General features: G+C 55.7%; 13 protein-coding genes. 4 read left to right on the top strand and 9 right to left on the bottom strand.

Annotation, left to right across the window (positions count from 1 at the left end; all coding sequences use genetic code 11):
• Positions 1-29: 29 nt before the first annotated feature.
• Genes gspD through gspG form a run of 5 tightly spaced genes read right to left on the bottom strand, consistent with a single transcriptional unit; the run spans position 30 to position 5,550 of the window.
• Positions 30-2,411 (bottom strand): type II secretion system secretin GspD, encoded by a 2,382-nt coding sequence (gene gspD, locus ACM6HV_RS27200; RefSeq protein WP_414905773.1) that lies wholly within the window; start codon positions 2,409-2,411, stop codon positions 30-32.
• Positions 2,408-2,956, bottom strand: a complete 549-nt coding sequence (gspM, locus tag ACM6HV_RS27195) for a type II secretion system protein GspM (RefSeq protein WP_414905772.1) — start codon at positions 2,954-2,956, stop codon at positions 2,408-2,410. Before gspM ends, gspD begins: the two co-directional genes overlap by 4 nt.
• Complete coding sequence (gspL, locus tag ACM6HV_RS27190) at positions 2,949-4,133, bottom strand: type II secretion system protein GspL (protein WP_414905771.1); 1,185 nt, start codon at positions 4,131-4,133, stop codon at positions 2,949-2,951. Before gspL ends, gspM begins: the two co-directional genes overlap by 8 nt.
• Positions 4,130-5,083, bottom strand: a complete 954-nt coding sequence (gene gspK, locus ACM6HV_RS27185; protein WP_414905770.1) for a type II secretion system minor pseudopilin GspK — start codon at positions 5,081-5,083, stop codon at positions 4,130-4,132. Before gspK ends, gspL begins: the two co-directional genes overlap by 4 nt.
• An 8-nt stretch (positions 5,084-5,091) precedes the next feature.
• Positions 5,092-5,550 carry a type II secretion system major pseudopilin GspG gene (gspG, locus tag ACM6HV_RS27180; RefSeq protein WP_121185085.1) on the bottom strand — a complete coding sequence of 153 codons (459 nt, stop codon included), beginning with the start codon at positions 5,548-5,550 and terminating at the stop codon, positions 5,092-5,094.
• Positions 5,551-5,698: 148 nt separating this feature from the next.
• Here gspG and gspI point away from each other — a divergent pair, with 148 nt between their 5' ends.
• Together gspI and ACM6HV_RS27170 are read left to right on the top strand one after the other, a co-directional pair.
• Positions 5,699-6,073 carry a type II secretion system minor pseudopilin GspI gene (gene gspI, locus ACM6HV_RS27175; protein WP_414905769.1) on the top strand — a complete coding sequence of 125 codons (375 nt, stop codon included), beginning with the start codon at positions 5,699-5,701 and terminating at the stop codon, positions 6,071-6,073.
• Positions 6,074-6,321: 248 nt separating this feature from the next.
• Positions 6,322-6,960: an EcsC family protein gene (locus ACM6HV_RS27170; protein ID WP_414905768.1), complete on the top strand. Its 639-nt coding sequence runs from the start codon at positions 6,322-6,324 to the stop codon at positions 6,958-6,960.
• Positions 6,961-7,206: 246 nt separating this feature from the next.
• Here the strand turns inward: ACM6HV_RS27170 and ACM6HV_RS27165 are convergent, their stop codons facing one another.
• From ACM6HV_RS27165 to ACM6HV_RS27150, 4 genes are all read right to left on the bottom strand, one after another.
• Positions 7,207-7,566, bottom strand: coding sequence for a DUF6124 family protein (locus ACM6HV_RS27165; RefSeq protein WP_414905767.1), 360 nt, complete (start codon positions 7,564-7,566; stop codon positions 7,207-7,209).
• 1,086 nt (positions 7,567-8,652) lie between these two features.
• Positions 8,653-9,351, bottom strand: a complete 699-nt coding sequence (locus ACM6HV_RS27160) for a hypothetical protein (protein ID WP_414905766.1) — start codon at positions 9,349-9,351, stop codon at positions 8,653-8,655.
• A gap of 191 nt (positions 9,352-9,542) precedes the next feature.
• Positions 9,543-10,772: a three-Cys-motif partner protein TcmP gene (locus ACM6HV_RS27155; RefSeq protein ID WP_414905765.1), complete on the bottom strand. Its 1,230-nt coding sequence runs from the start codon at positions 10,770-10,772 to the stop codon at positions 9,543-9,545.
• Between the two features lie 31 nt (positions 10,773-10,803).
• Positions 10,804-11,586, bottom strand: a complete 783-nt coding sequence (locus ACM6HV_RS27150) for a phage Gp37/Gp68 family protein (protein WP_414905764.1) — start codon at positions 11,584-11,586, stop codon at positions 10,804-10,806.
• Between the two features lie 630 nt (positions 11,587-12,216).
• Here ACM6HV_RS27150 and ACM6HV_RS27145 point away from each other — a divergent pair.
• The gene (locus tag ACM6HV_RS27145) at positions 12,217-13,623 is read left to right on the top strand and encodes a hypothetical protein (RefSeq protein WP_414905763.1); all 1,407 of its coding nucleotides are present in this window, start codon (positions 12,217-12,219) and stop codon (positions 13,621-13,623) included.
• A gap of 137 nt (positions 13,624-13,760) precedes the next feature.
• Positions 13,761-14,483 carry an HNH endonuclease gene (locus ACM6HV_RS27140; RefSeq protein ID WP_414905762.1) on the top strand — a complete coding sequence of 241 codons (723 nt, stop codon included), beginning with the start codon at positions 13,761-13,763 and terminating at the stop codon, positions 14,481-14,483.
• The last annotated feature ends 30 nt before the right edge of the window (positions 14,484-14,513 follow it).

Genomic DNA, 14,513 nt, shown 5'->3' with positions numbered 1-14,513 from the left:
AGGAATATCAACCAGATTCAGAGTGTGTTTCATAACGATGGCCCCGACTGAATCGGCACCGCTTTGATGGTCGCGCGAGGTCCCGAAGCCGGAACCGGACTCGGCACCCCCTGCGCCGCCGTCGGCAGCTGCGGCGCCTGCATGTCCGGCATTGCCCAGCTGCGTTCCGGTTGCAGGCCGCCCTGGGCGCGGCGCATGAAGTCGTAGCGGTTGAGGGTGATGCTGCGCCCCGCTTCACTGTCACGGATGATGTACGGGCGCAGGAACACCATCAGGTTGGTCTTGCTGATCGCCCGGCGCTCGTTGCGAAACAGCGCACCGATTCCCGGCAACGTCCCCAGCCAAGGCACCGCTTCGTTGCTCTGGCTGTATCCGTCCTGCAGCAAGCCGCCGAGAACCATGATCTGACCGTCGTCGAGCAGGATGCTGGTGTCGATCGCGCGTTTGTTGGTGACGATCCCCGCCGACGTCGCGCTGGCCGACGCGCGCTCGTCGATGCTGCTGACTTCCTGATAGATATCGAGCTTGACCGTGCCGCCCTCGGAAATCTGCGGCCGCACATTCAGCTTCAATCCCACCTCTTCCCGGGTCACGGTCTGGAACGGATTGTTGCTGGTGCCCCCGCCGCCAGTGACGTAACTGCCGCTGACAAACGGAATGGTCTGGCCGACAAAAATACTCGCTGCCTCGTTATCCAGGGTCAGCAGGTTCGGCGTCGACAGCACGTTGGTGCCGCCCTTGCTCTTCAGCGCCCGGGCCAGCACTTTCAGGTCGAGAATCTTGCCAATGCCGGGGATGTCGACGGTGCCGTTGACGTAGCCGAGGTTCAAACCCTGCGGCAGCACATCGAGGCTGGTCTTGCCGTTGAGATTGATCCCCGAACCGCCAAGATTCGCCCCGCCAATCACGCCTTTACCGCCGAGATTGCCGGTCTGCCATTGCACGCCGAATTCGCTGGCATCGTCCTCGCCGACCTCAACGATCAGGCTCTCGATCACCACTTGCGCACGGCGCTGGTCGAGCAAATCGATGACCTCGCGCAGGTTGCGATACAACGGCTCCGGCGCGGAAATCAGCAAAGTGTTGGTGGTGGCGTCAGCCTGAATCGTCACCCCGCCGGCGCTGAACGCGACGTTCTGCTCGCTAGCCTGACTGCCGCCACTGCTGGTCGAACTGCTGCCCTGCGTATAACTGCCGCCGGTACTGCCAGTGCTCGACGTGGTCGAGGTGTTGCCACTGCTTTGCGTGCCGCTCTGCGCGCTCGAACCGCCATTGTTGTTGCCATTGCTGCCCATGGCGCTGAGCACCGATCGCGCACTGTCGCTGGTGCCGCTGTCGCTTTCGCCGGTGAGCAAACCGCGCAACGCCTGCGCCAGTTTCGCCGCTTGCGCGTTACGCAAATAAACCACGTGCAGGTTGCTCGGATTGCTCTGCGCGTTGTCGAGTTTGTAGATCAGGTTGCGCGCCAGTTCGGTGCGCTCGGGGCTGCCGGCGCGGATGATGATGGTGTTGGAGCGCGGGTCACCGATCACCGCGATTTTCTGCGTTGGATCGTTGCCCGGCGCGTCGAGCAGATCCGCGACCATCGGCGCGATGTCGGCGGCGATGCCGTTCTGGATCTGCACCACGTCGGTGTCGATCGCGCTCGGGGTGTCGATGGTCTGGATCAACTGGGCGACGCGGGTCAGGTTCTCGGCGTAATCGGTAACCACGATGGTGTTATTGCCGGGGTAGGCATTGATCGGGTTGTTCGGCGAGACGATCGGGCGCAGCACCGGAATCAGGTTCACCGCGTTCTCGTATTGCAGGCGAAAGGTGCGGGTGAGCATGCCGTTGCCGGCGGGTTTGTCGGCGCTGTAGATCGGACCGCCGAGCAGTTTCGCATCGGCCTCCGGCACCACCTGGGCGACGCCGCCGACATCGACCACGCTGAAACCCTGCATGCGCAACGCCGCCAGTAACATGTCGTAGGCCTGGCGCGCCGGTACTTGGCCTTCCGAGACCAGCGTCAGGCTGCCCTTGACCCGAGGATCGACCAGAAACTGCTGGCCGGTGGAACGCGACAACGCGCGCACCACCGCCTGAATATCGGCGTCGACAAAATTCAGCGTCACCGGCTGATCGCCCAGCGGGTTGCTCGGCAGTGTGCTGCCGCGTGGGGCGCCGCCACTGCGTGCGCGTTCGGTGATGTTGTGCATCTGCCGGGGTTGCGGCGCGGTTTGTGCCTGGGCGCGCTGACGATCAAGCAGCGCGTCACCGCTGCGCTGGGTGTTGCCCAGTGGCCGACCGAGTTCACTGTCCACCAGCAACGACGGCTGATTCGGCGGCGTGGTGGTGTTGCTGCACGCGCTCAATGCCATCAGCAGCATCGGCAACGCCATGCGCGCCGGTTTGGATCCTGACCCCTTCATGAAGCTTCCTTAGCGCCCAGCGCCTGATCCATGCGAACGGTGCCTGACAATGTGCCGGCAGTGACTTCGGTCGAAGCGTTGTCGGCGCGTTGCAGACGGGCCTCGACCACTTGCAGAGAAAGCTGTGCCGGGGTGCTCAACAGCCAGTCGAGCACCGCATCGGCCGGCGCCGCGTCGAACGTCAGTTGCCACGCGCCGGCCTCTCCGGCTTGCAATTGAAAGTGTCCGGCCAGGTCGCTGGCCTGCAGCGTCTGCTCAAGAGACTGCGCAAGACTTTGCCCGTCCGGGCGCACGCTGACTTCGCGCAACAGCACTTCAAGGGCTTCGGTCTGCGCACGCAACTTCGGCGTTTCGCTTTGCCAGTAAGTGATTTTTTTCAGCGGCGGCTGAATCAGTACGACCCACACCAACAGCGACAACAGCACCACCGCCATGCCGCCGACCATGCGTTTCTCGCGCAATGCCAACGCTTGCCAGCGCACCTGAAACTGCGCACTGAAACGCTGCCAACGGGCGCGGTACACCGCGAGCGATGCCTTATTCATCTTCTGCTCCGCTGTCGTCAGCGCTGTCGTCGAGAGTGGTGACTTCATCGCTCGGGCGCAGCAGCCAGCCCTCATCGTCAGCCGTCGCACTGATCCCGACCTGGGCCAATGCGGCTTGCCAATCCTTGTCCTTGTCATTGGCGCTGCGCCGGGCGTCGGCCAGCAGACTCAACTGCAAGCTGCCGTCGACAAACGTCAGGCGCTCGACCGTGCCGGCCATGAACGGCATGCCATTGCCGGCCTGCAACACCAGCCGATTGAACGGCTGCGCCGGGTCCCCCGCCGCGCCCTTCTGCCGCGCCGCCAATTGCTGACGGGCCTGCTGCAGCGGATTGAGGATCACCGGCAACTCGGGAAAGGCCTGCTTCACTCGTTGCGCCATCTGCGCCTTGAGCTGCTGACCCTGACTGGCCTCACGGGCGGCATACAGGTTCAGGCCGATGACCCACACCGCCACCGCCAAGGCGCAAAGCCCCAGCGCCCGGCCCCAACCGCGATGCTCGCTGCGCTGCTGTTGCACCGCGCCGTGCAGGCCCCAACCGGGCAACGGCCCGGTCCAGCGTTGCGCCTCGGCCATCGGCAATTCTGCATCCGGCGGTGGCGTCGAGCCGATCCAGTGCAACGGCGTACCGCAACTCAGCAGCCAATCGCCAATCTCGTCGTCGAACAGCGGCTGCACCCGCGCCACTTGCACGCTTTCGCGCAGCAACAAATGGCCGTCCTGCCGACAGGCCACCGTGCCCGGCAGCACCGGCAAGCTGTACGCCGCCGGGTACAAGCCGCGCAGATTCAGTCCGGTCTGCTTCAGCAATTGCCCGAGATGCTGCAAACGCTGACGCGGCGCCCAGGCAATCTGCACCTGCCCCGCTTCATCCCGCGAACTGTGAGCGATGTGCATGTCATTGCAGTCACCGAGCATCAAGGCCTGCGCCGCGCATTGCACCGCCGCTGCGGTCTTGTTCGCCGGCAATGGCGGCAGGTCGATGCTCGCCAGCAGACTGTCCGCCGGGTGCAGAAAAACGCTCAGCGCTGGCTGCTTCGCTGACTGCCCCAGTTGGCTAAAGGTCTGGCGCTGCTCACGAATGACCTGCCCCTGCCGGTCCAGCCATACGCAGTCCATTTCACTGTCGAGACTCAACTGCGCCAGTGGCGGCAAACTCAAACGCAACTGACTCATACGCCCACCCGCGACCAGATCACTTGCGGCAGACGGTCCTCGCTGCGATGCAACAACGCATCGAGGCTGACTCGGCGCTGATCACGCCGCGCCTCGCCACGCAGACGAAACCAGTCACTGGTGATGCCGACCTTGACGCTGGTCAGCTCCAGATTCGGCATACGCAAGCGGTTGACGAAATCGCCACGGTTGATGAACCAGCGCCCGGCATCGCGCTCATTGATCAGCGCCTGCGCGCGCTCCAGCGACAACCCCGGCACATACGCGGCCAGCACCGGCGCGGTGGCGGTATTGCCATTGAGCCAGGTAGTCGCCGGAATTACCGTCAGGTACGGCGCCAGTTTGCCGATGACCGCCTCATTCACACCCTCGACGCTGCGCAAATCATCAACACTGCGCAGCATCGGCAACTTCGGATGCTGTGGCTTGCGCGACGCATTCGGCGACGTGGCGCGGCCACTGTCAAAGGCGTTTTTGCTCGTGGTGGTTTCGGCAATCTGCGGATTCAACAGATACGGATAAGAGCCGATCACCCGTTGACTGATGCGCTGACTCAACCCGGCGCTGATGCCGATCAACTCGCACAGCCGCTGAAAGGCCTGCACCTGGGCCTCATCGACACGCTCGTTGGCCACCAGATTGCGCAGGTTGAACTTGCCCTGCTCATCCTCCAGCCGCCCCTCGAAACCGTGCGCATTCAAACGCTGCGCCCACGGCTGATCGAGCCGGGTCAGCGGATCACGCTGCCGCGCATCCCAGAGCAATTGCCGGCTGATCTCCAGACCACCGTGTAACACCCAGCGCCCCTGCACCCGCTGCTGATCCGCCTCCAGCGCACGGGTCGAAACGCTCTGCCGGGTCAACATCCCCGCCGCAATCACCGCGACCACCGCCGCAATCAACAGCGCACTGATGATCGCCATCCCCTGCTGGTTCGATTGGCTGTTCATCGCCGGCCTTACAGCTGCCAGGAACCGATGTCGGCATTTACGCCGTCGCCGTCAGGCTGACCGTCGGCACCGAGGGAAAAGATATCGATCTCGCCGTTGGCGCCGGGGTTGAGGTATTGATAAGGACGACCCCACGGGTCATTCGGCAGACGCTCCAGGTACGAACGCCAGTTGCTGTTCTTCGCATCCGCCGGCCGCTCCACCAGCACTTTCAGCCCCTGCGTCATGCTTGGATAAGTGCCGTGATCGAGGCGATACAACTTCAGCGCCTGCATCAAACCGCCAATGTCCTGCTTCGCCGCCGTGGCCCGCGCCTGATCCGGCCGGTCGAGCACCTTGGGCACCACCATTGCCGCCAGAATCCCGAGAATCACCACCACCACCATGATCTCGATCAGGGTAAAACCCTGCTGCCCACGGGGCATCCGGCTCGGTCGTGTGGGCTGTTTGAACTGCGCGATATCCATCTCGACATTCCCTTGGCTTGATTCGATTCGACGCGCAGTGTTGCAAGAAGATATGTCAGGGATGTTGAAAATCCTCGGGAGTTTTCGTCGTCAAGCCGTCAAGGACGGGGGTTAGGGTCGAGGGCTGTGTTCTGGTTTTGGGCCATTTATGCCTGCGCGCTCCCGAGAAAGCGGATTCACCCTGATTGAAGTGCTGGTGGCGCTGGCGATCATTGCCGTAGCGATGTCGGCGGCTGTGCGCGTGGCCGGGCTAATGACCCAAAGCAGCGGAGTTCTGCGGGATCGCTCAATTGCCATGATCGCAGCGCAAACACGCATGGCGGAACTGCAACTGGAAGGTCGATTGCCGACGGGTTTGAAAGCGGTTGATTGTGATCAGGGACGCCTGTTATTGCGCTGCGAACAAGCCATCGCAGCGGCAGAGAATGGCCGATTGCTCAAAGTCGCCATCCAAGTCTTCGACCGCAACCAGGACGCCCCGCCCCTGGCCCGCCTGGAAACCCTGTTGAATCGTCCCCTGTAGGAGCTGCCGAAGGCTGCGATCTTTTGACTTTGCCTTTAAACGTTGGCGTTTATCGAGCCCGCAAATGCGTTCCCTCTGTCCCGCAGCATGTAATCGCGGGGGGGGGCTGGGCGAGTATTTAAAAAGTGGAGTTATGCCATCAGCGCGGCGGCGAAAGTATTTGGAGGGAATTTGTTCAAAGCAAAGTGATGCAAATAAGCCGGCAGACATGGCATCATAAGGCCACTATTCATGCGCTGAGACTGAAGATGGAACTGATAAGTCAAGAAAAGATAATGCAGGTCCTTGATTGGGCCTACGAGAGATCTGTGAATGGGTTCTCCGGTCTTGATTCCGCCGAGGAGCTCGCAGCCAGCTACGCCAAGGAAGAAAGCTCTGCTTACGATCAAGCTAACTCACTGATTCGCTGGCAAAACACCAAATCGGCCACCTCAGGCTTCATTACCGGCTTGGGTGGATTAATTACACTGCCCGTAGCGTTGCCCGCCAACATCACAAGTGTGCTTTTCGTACAAATTCGCATGATCGCCGCCATCGCTCACCTAGGTGGCTACGACGTGAGGGATGACAAGGTAAAGACCCTCGTTTTCGCCTGTCTCACCGCCAACTCCGCCAAAGAAGTGCTGAAAGACATCGGTATTGCCGTGGGCAACAAACTTGCGATGAACGCCGTGAAGTCGATTTCCGGTAAGACTTTGATAGAGATAAACAAAAAGGTCGGCTTCAAGCTGTTCACCAAGTTTGGTGAAAAAGGCGTGATCAATCTTGGCAAAGCCGTGCCGCTGCTGGGAGGCTTGATTGGCGGAAGTTTCGATGCCTACACGACCAACACCATCGGTAATGTAGCGCGCGATACATTCACACCAAAAGATGTGGCGATTGCATAACGGGCCACCTCAGCGGTAGCTGCATTTCCCGTTTTCAAGGGAATGCAGAGCCAAAATCAGCAAACGCGACAGAGGGGACGGATTTATTTTCTGACAATAAATCCGTCCCCTCTGTCTTTGGCTCCCACCGGTTCCAGCGACTTACACAAAATCTGTGATCAACATAAATCCCTTTGGGAGCGAGCTTGCTCGCGAAGACGCCAGATCTGACACAAGATCAATCACCAGCTGATCCTGATACGCGTATCACCCCTGCAACTGCAAATTATCCAAAGCCCGATTCACCGCCAACTCCCCGAGCATAATCAACTGCGCAATCCCCAACAGCGCCCGACGCTGTGACACCGGCACCAGGCTGGCAATGTTCTGCGCGATGTTTTTGGCCGAAGCAAGCGTCTCACTGGCATCCACCAGCAGCTCTTCGGTTTTGTTGTCCGCCGTCACGGCATACATCCCACGGGTTTTACGCGGCGGCGGCGTGGCACCGGGCGGACAGAGGTAATGGTCGAGCGCGCGGTCGGCGGCTTCGTGGAGTTTTTTGGAATCGATGGATTCGTAGGGGGAAACCGAGGCGGTTTCGGGTGGGTTGGGTGTTGGTTTGATCATGGTGAAGCTCCATTTTTATACCTGGTGGAACCACCAAAACCCGTCGCTAAACAAGTAAGGGTGGCAGCTGTACGCGGGTTAGCGAACCGAGAGGTATAAGACCCGGCAGACCCGAAGGTCTCCCACGCACAGCCACCATATCGTCGTCGCAAACGTCTGCGACAAACTGGAGCGTCGTTGCACTTATACCTGGTCGGGTCGCTAAACCCGGTCACTGGGTTGCCAGCGACACGTAGACGATAAAGACCAGGTACAAAGCGCACAAGCCGGCGGATTCTGGCGTAGCTGTAGGCAAAGGCGCAAGGGTGTGTAGCCTGAGAGAGTGTCAGGAGATGTCTTTTTAAACGTTGATGTTTATCGACCATCAATCTGTCGCCTCCCGCCTAATGCAGATCCGTACCAAAACTAGATTGATTGTTTTTGCTTTGAAAAAAATCGACATCAGGCTGTTTTGATCAGAAAAGGTGACGGATTAATTTTTTCCTTTCTTTTCCCGCTTTCTTTTTAGGTGCTCTGCTGAATAGCGTTGGAATAAATAGCTTGGGCTGCTTCCGTATGGATGAGGAGCGAAGGATAGAAGTGAATTTCGTGTTGAAACTCTGGCCACTGACCAGACTGTTGCCTGCACAGAAAAGCGACCTCCGCCTCTACTGTCTCCAGATCTCGTAGAGTCGTGATATTACCCTCGTGTTCTGCAGTCCAAATACTTAGCGTCAGTTTGTGTCTTAAGTTTTTCCATTTGTACCCATGATAGCCACCCTTACCATTAGCCCGAAAACCAAACGAAAGGCGCGAAGACATCGGCTGTGACGCGACCCCGACGTAGAGGAGCTTTCCGGCCGCTGACAACGTGTATAGTTTTGGATGTTTTTTGGTACTCGCGGGTTTTGAGAATTTACATGCCGACCCATTCGAAATAAGTCGATATGGGCGATCGTCAAATAGATCAAGATGATATATTTGCGGCGTATTTAGCTTCATGCAAAAAGGCTCCACACTTCCAATATGACAGAGGGCATGTTGATTTTCTGAGCACAAATAATCCGCCCCCCAGATGTCTGTTGCAGAATCTATGACATCTACCTGCTACAGGTCTCGGCCATAGCTGCAAATTAACTGAGAAATGATTGGGCCTTGAACGTACCCGGCTACTGTGCCTAAAAACACCATACCTAGCATTGTTGCTAACACGGTCCGCATCCATCCAAAATCGTGCAGCGTCTTTTGCATACGAGCTATCAAATATGCAAAGCCTATGTAGCCGAAGACTACGAACCAGTCTGAGTTGTAAGCCATCTGATTACCCCGGATAGCCGTTTGCACGGCCATCTCGTAGCCATCTAACGTGCAGCTTTGAGCAATCGCTGTGAAACGCGCACCAAGGGCTGGCATCTCGAAGAGCTTGAGTACAACAAGCCAGGCTGAGAGAAAGAAAAAAGTGTTAACACTCACCATCATCCTGCGAAATGTTCCTAACAGACGAGCTGCAATGCCGAAGCACACCCCATAAATTGCTATCAAGAACCAGTTCATCAGTGTCATCACACCGGCAAGTTCGAGACTCGGTTTCACACCTGCAGATCTCAGGGCGGGCAACCCTAAAACGCCCAGTCCGATAGCCACGATCACACCGAACAGCCATGCCCGACCGCAGATGTCTGATCTGGCTTTCATCACCTCCAGAAAAGACGCATTTGATTGAAAAAGTACCTGCGCATCCTTTGCGGTAGCCGTTACGGTGGGCCACAGTTTTCCAAGTAACAACTCGACTAATTTCTCTATCAAAACCTCACTCCTTAGATATGTTGAGTTGCAAAAAAGTCAGCCCCCATTTTTCGTATTGCGATATCCAGATGCCCCTAACGCACGGAAAAGAGTTTCTGGATCAAGTGAATACATTGCGAGCGTCGAAAGTGACCCCAGAAACAAAAGGGTGGTGATCGGCCTCATCATGCCGCTCCATGGCCGACACCACCTCATTTGGGGAAGGAGAAGCTTCGTTGCTTTTTGAAAGCGATGATGTCCGTCGTATGGATTTGGCTGGCCTTGCGTCTTGTTCCACCGGTAGCAGTTTGAATCTCGATCTCGTTGCTACCTAGTAGCGCAGCATTGATATCATCGCTATGGGCTGGAGTGTTGTTATAGATCCTTTCGAAAAAATCTCTAACGGATAAGGCGGGTGCCGAGTCATGGAGGAATTTGGGAATGTCCTCCCTGAGCTGGTCTTTTGCCTGATCTCTAGCCGACTCATTGAAGAGGTAAAGCGTCTTTCCTTCACTAGGGTCGTGCGCAAGCATGCCAAGGCCAGATCTGCCGAAATGAGCTTGAGTCTCGCTGTTTTGATGGAGCCGGTCATTGTAAACCTGGCGAGCACGATACGAATTGGCGAGGTGTATTAACCAATATCGCCAACCACTAGGATTGTTGATTGAAAAAGGACTGACAAATTTTGCACATTTCTTAAAGTTTTCGAAGACAATGTTTTCCGCCACGCCGAGCCATGCTGTCCTCGATTGCTTCTCTTCAAGGATCTCGAAGTCCCGGCTGCTTAGCTGCAAGTATGCCAATTGGCTCGACAGCGTTTTTGGATCATGCTGCTTCAGGAAGGCCAGCAAAGAAGAGATGACGAAGGTATAGAAAACCTCCACCGACTCATTCAGATTCATCATGTCGACCAAGGTCGCAGTGTCAACATGGCTGTGTCCACACTGATCGAGATTAAAGATGATATTCGGATATTTCTCTGACTTGATTTGGGCTCTTATTCTTGGATAAGCGTGTTCGAACAACTCGGTCGAGTAACGGGCTTGGATTTTAAGCCGGCTGTTCGAGATACTATGGTGAAGAATAATCGGATTCAGTACTCCTTCCAGAATTTCAATTGCCATCCTTTCAGCGTCATTCAGGAACAGGCTGCACTCGATATCAACAAGAGGTAAATTGTTAATTGCCCTGTAGGTGTTTATGTCAGTTAACGCTCTACTCAGCTCCTCCACAAAGATGATAGGTGAACCGGCAGTGCCACATTTGTATCGGCCAGCGCCACTGAAGCCGTCTACCACAGCCAAGCGAAACTTTCTAACCTGCGGGTGCTTGCATCGTGTGATTACGTACTGATAAAAATAATCGCGAAGTATTTGATGCTTCTTCCTTGAGTGCTCTTCAAGAGTCGCACCTTCTTCCCAATCATACTTCTTCTTAGCCATGGATATTCCTTGTCAGGCTACGGTGTTTCTACTAGGCCATGCCCACCAGCTTTACAGGCATCTCATCCCAAGTTTTGCCACGGTACTCACGACCGTTAGCTTTTTTCGAACGTCGGACATTATCTTTACCCCATGTCCCCCACTGTTTAAAGAAAAACGCTGTGCCGCTTTCTAGGCACTGGGTGTAGATCTCATCAATCCAACCCTCTTTCACAGGCCGCGCTTTATTCCCGCTCTCACCGCCGACAATAGCCCAGTCAATCTGCGAGAGATCAATGATGCCTACGGGGCCAATCAATGGTTCAAAGGAGATGAATCTGATCTGGGCAGGTGTGTCTTTCAGAAACTGAACGCGCCCGGCAGCATCACGATCTTCAACAGAGGTGCCTAGCCACACATTGGGTAGCACCTCTATGATGACTTCATTGAGGATCTGCTTCATCCGTTCTGGCCGCTTGGTCAAAATCTGGTAGTTGTGATGCGGGGTTTCTCGCATGACCTTCCAGACGGCGACAATGAACTCGTCGCTGACTTTCTCATGGAAAAGGTCGCTCATGGAGTTCACAAATACCTTTCTCGGTTTTCTCCACCGGTAAGGGATCGCCAAAGCGTCGTAGTCTTCGACTATGGTGCCGTTCCAGACGATTCGCTTGTTCTTTTTACGGGTCAGCCCCACGTACTTCGGAGTGCCCATGGCTTCGAGTCGACGCGCCATCTCCATGGCATAGCAATTCTTGCACCCGGCACTAATGATGGAGCAGCCAGCTACTGGATTCCATGTGGAGTCCGTCCACTCAATCTGTGTCTCTGCCATATCCTTCCCTAGCCCCCTCGTTTGCATTCCTAACTGGCGCATTTCTGACCGAGCGAGCCGTATTCGATGGCCATCATAATGAATAACCTCCAGATAGGGCAGCTATGACGCAACAATCTCAGCCCAACCAGGACAATGCTGTATGGATATCCAAATTAATGTCATTCGCTCGATAAAACACCTCCCCCCCTGATGCTTCCTGCCCAATGGCGCAAGTATGCAGTAGCAATGGAACCGTAAAATAAGCGAAATTGGGATCCAAAATAGAGACGGATCTATTATTCAGAAAACAGATCCTTCCCCTACCTTGTTATGTCACCAGCAGCCCAGTGACGACGGTGAAGTTCCTCATCATGCAGAAATCACCTCAACCAAGCGTTTGCACCCATTCAGCCACTTCCGAATTTTGGATCACCATATGAATCCTGCAGGCATCGACACTAGTGCACTACTCACCATGCTGGGCCTAATTGCTGCAGTGTGGTCGGTCGTACCTAGCACTGCAAAGCTCAGCTTTCGGTTAAGCCTTGACTGGGCTGACTGGCTGGTCATCTCTGCCATACTGCTCACCATCCACGGGCTTTCGAGCCCGTACTTGTCGCGATTGGGTTCCCAACCCTTGGACCTTGGTTGTGGGGTTTCGACAAGAGCGCTACCCAGTACCTGTTGTTCTTGCTACTGGCTGTTTTTATCTACTGGCGATCACGTAAAACTAAGCTGACTCGCTGGAATCTTGGGCTCTTCGATGATCTGACAACGTCGCTCCTGCACGCAGGGAAGCTCGAGGAGCTCACTGAATTGCTCCATCGTCATCTCGCATTAGCGCTAAATCTAGCAGCGTCGACAAGCGTTCGAAGTCGTTTAGCTAGCATCATCCGACCACCGCATCCCGAGTTCCAAGTAGTCTTCCGAGACGACGGCTCCTTCTTGTTGGGTGAAGGGGCTCCGACAAAATGGCTATTTCGCAAATGGTTCAGCTTTCGCGAATGGGTTGCCGACGTTGTCGGTTCTTCGCAGCGGGTGCAGCGCCGTGCTGTCATCGTTTTGAAACGACTGCTGTCATCCCGTCGATTGGCCGGACACCTCGCAATCACGAGACCGTACCTTTGTATGGAAATCATGGAACGCGCAACACGTCTTGCAGGAGGCTTTCAAGACGATTTCTTCAACGCTCTATTGGCGAATGAGGCCAGCATCTTTTATAGCGAGCTCAATAACAACGACAATTTCGGCGAGGGAGGACACCGCCTTGCGCTTCCTGCTGAGAATCGACTCCTGCGGTTCTATTGTGTAGATGTTGATGTGGCTGCTCGTCTCGGGGTCTATCGGTCGGTCGGCGAGGCAGTACTCGCGCGGATTGACACGGACGAAGTTCTTGAAAGAAAGCTCAATGGACGGTTGATGACCTTTCAAGATGTTGGAAAGCACCACGACCCAGTTTATGCGGGAATTTTTTTCTTCAGGATCATGATCCTAGAAGGCCTGCATCAACGTGTCGCCGATCACTTGTGGCTCCCCTACATGCCTTATTTCGCCAGCCGCCTAGTCGATCGCGCTCGCGAAGTTCGGCCAGAAGACGAAAGCTACGAGTTCCCAACGCCGCTGGGTTATCTCCTGTACGAAATCGTTGACACTACTACGGTGTGGGTGAGGGACGCCGAGGCTCTAACAAAGCCTGGTGACCTACTGCATCGGGAACAGCGTGAAGGCAGTCATGTTTATATTTCCTTCCAAGCCGCAGAAGCTACAGGCCGTGTTATCCGAACGATCCTTATTTCGCCGCGCGTACCCCGTCGACTCAAAGACGAACTGCTTTGCGTGGTGCTCACCACCCTACAGAACTTGGAACAATATGCCCACCTAGCGCCGTTGACTAGAGTGATGCGAGCAAACCTAATAGAACCTTTTGGTTACAGGGAGCAGAACAACTATCTTTATATCTTGAAGCAGTGCTTCGATGAACAGGACCATGTCCTTCGGGCTCAACTGCGGATTTTTGGTGAGGAGCTCAATGCAGCCTGTGCAACTGCGCATTGAAAAACCACGTTGTGTTCAGGGTATAAGCAAAACTAGTATTCAATCCGCCCGTTAGCTATCTTGTCAGTGCTCAGTCATATTCATTCGAGCGACACCACAGTTTAGGTGTCGTCTAAATCTCTTCGGATCATATAAAGATGCCGCCCCACCTCTCATGCATTTTTTGTCACAGCAGTGGGAGCTCGTCAGTAGCCCACATTGTCCCAGAGTCGTTAGGTGGAAAATATTCCCCAATTGGCCGACCGGGAGTTACCTGTGATCGCTGCAATCAATACTTTGGGCAAAAAGTTGAGTCTAAGGCGGTGCAGAGCTTCCCGTTTAGTGGGTACCGCCTTCTGCAAGGAGTGCCTTCGAAGAAAAGACGCTTCATTCGAATGGATACCAAGCTTGGCGAAGTGGAGGCATCGGGAGCATCTGGAATCATTCATCTCGAACCGCGAAACAACCAATTGAGAAATCTCGTCGAACGGGGACGAGTCTGCCAGTTTCATTTAATTGCTGAAGTATCGGAGTCATTGGCAGTGGTTCGTATGCTACTGAAGATTGGACTTGAGCAACTAGGTAAGCACTTTTATGACGTCGCAGTTTCCGATCGCGTGGGAGAGGCTCGAGCTTTCGCTCGGCGGCCAGGGAGAGGCGATAACTGGTGGTGTATTCTCTGCACTGAGCCGAGCGAGATACTGGATACGACGGCTAAAGATCAATTTACCATTGAAATAACTGAGCACGAAGGAGTACTTGTTTCGGTCATGCGCCTCCCAGGAGTCACTACCATAGTCCCGCTAGAAAAGCGAGCTTTGGCGCCAACGCCGGGAAGCCTGCCTGAGCCTCACTATCGAGTCATTCGAGCAACTTGCTGATGTGGCTCAAGGAAACTTAGCGTTAGAGCA

The sequence above is a fragment of the Pseudomonas sp. IT-P260 genome (assembly GCF_949768395.1).
GTDB lineage: Bacteria > Pseudomonadota > Gammaproteobacteria > Pseudomonadales > Pseudomonadaceae > Aquipseudomonas > Aquipseudomonas parakoreensis.
Note: the sequence above shows the minus strand (reverse complement) of the source record. Positions and strands in the feature narration are given on the sequence as shown.

Bases quoted from the DNA above. Each gene is read 5' to 3' on its own strand.
- gspD (WP_414905773.1), bottom strand. From the start codon at position 2,411: ATGAAGGGGTCAGGATCCAAACCGGCGCGCATGGCGTTGCCGATGCTG.
- gspM (WP_414905772.1), bottom strand. From the start codon at position 2,956: ATGAATAAGGCATCGCTCGCGGTGTACCGCGCCCGTTGGCAGCGTTTC.
- gspL (WP_414905771.1), bottom strand. From the start codon at position 4,133: ATGAGTCAGTTGCGTTTGAGTTTGCCGCCACTGGCGCAGTTGAGTCTC.
- gspK (WP_414905770.1), bottom strand. From the start codon at position 5,083: ATGAACAGCCAATCGAACCAGCAGGGGATGGCGATCATCAGTGCGCTG.
- gspG (WP_121185085.1), bottom strand. From the start codon at position 5,550: ATGGATATCGCGCAGTTCAAACAGCCCACACGACCGAGCCGGATGCCC.
- gspI (WP_414905769.1), top strand. From the start codon at position 5,699: ATGCCTGCGCGCTCCCGAGAAAGCGGATTCACCCTGATTGAAGTGCTG.
- ACM6HV_RS27170 (WP_414905768.1), top strand. From the start codon at position 6,322: ATGGAACTGATAAGTCAAGAAAAGATAATGCAGGTCCTTGATTGGGCC.
- ACM6HV_RS27165 (WP_414905767.1), bottom strand. From the start codon at position 7,566: ATGATCAAACCAACACCCAACCCACCCGAAACCGCCTCGGTTTCCCCC.
- ACM6HV_RS27155 (WP_414905765.1), bottom strand. From the start codon at position 10,772: ATGGCTAAGAAGAAGTATGATTGGGAAGAAGGTGCGACTCTTGAAGAG.
- ACM6HV_RS27150 (WP_414905764.1), bottom strand. From the start codon at position 11,586: ATGGCAGAGACACAGATTGAGTGGACGGACTCCACATGGAATCCAGTA.
- ACM6HV_RS27140 (WP_414905762.1), top strand. From the start codon at position 13,761: ATGCCGCCCCACCTCTCATGCATTTTTTGTCACAGCAGTGGGAGCTCG.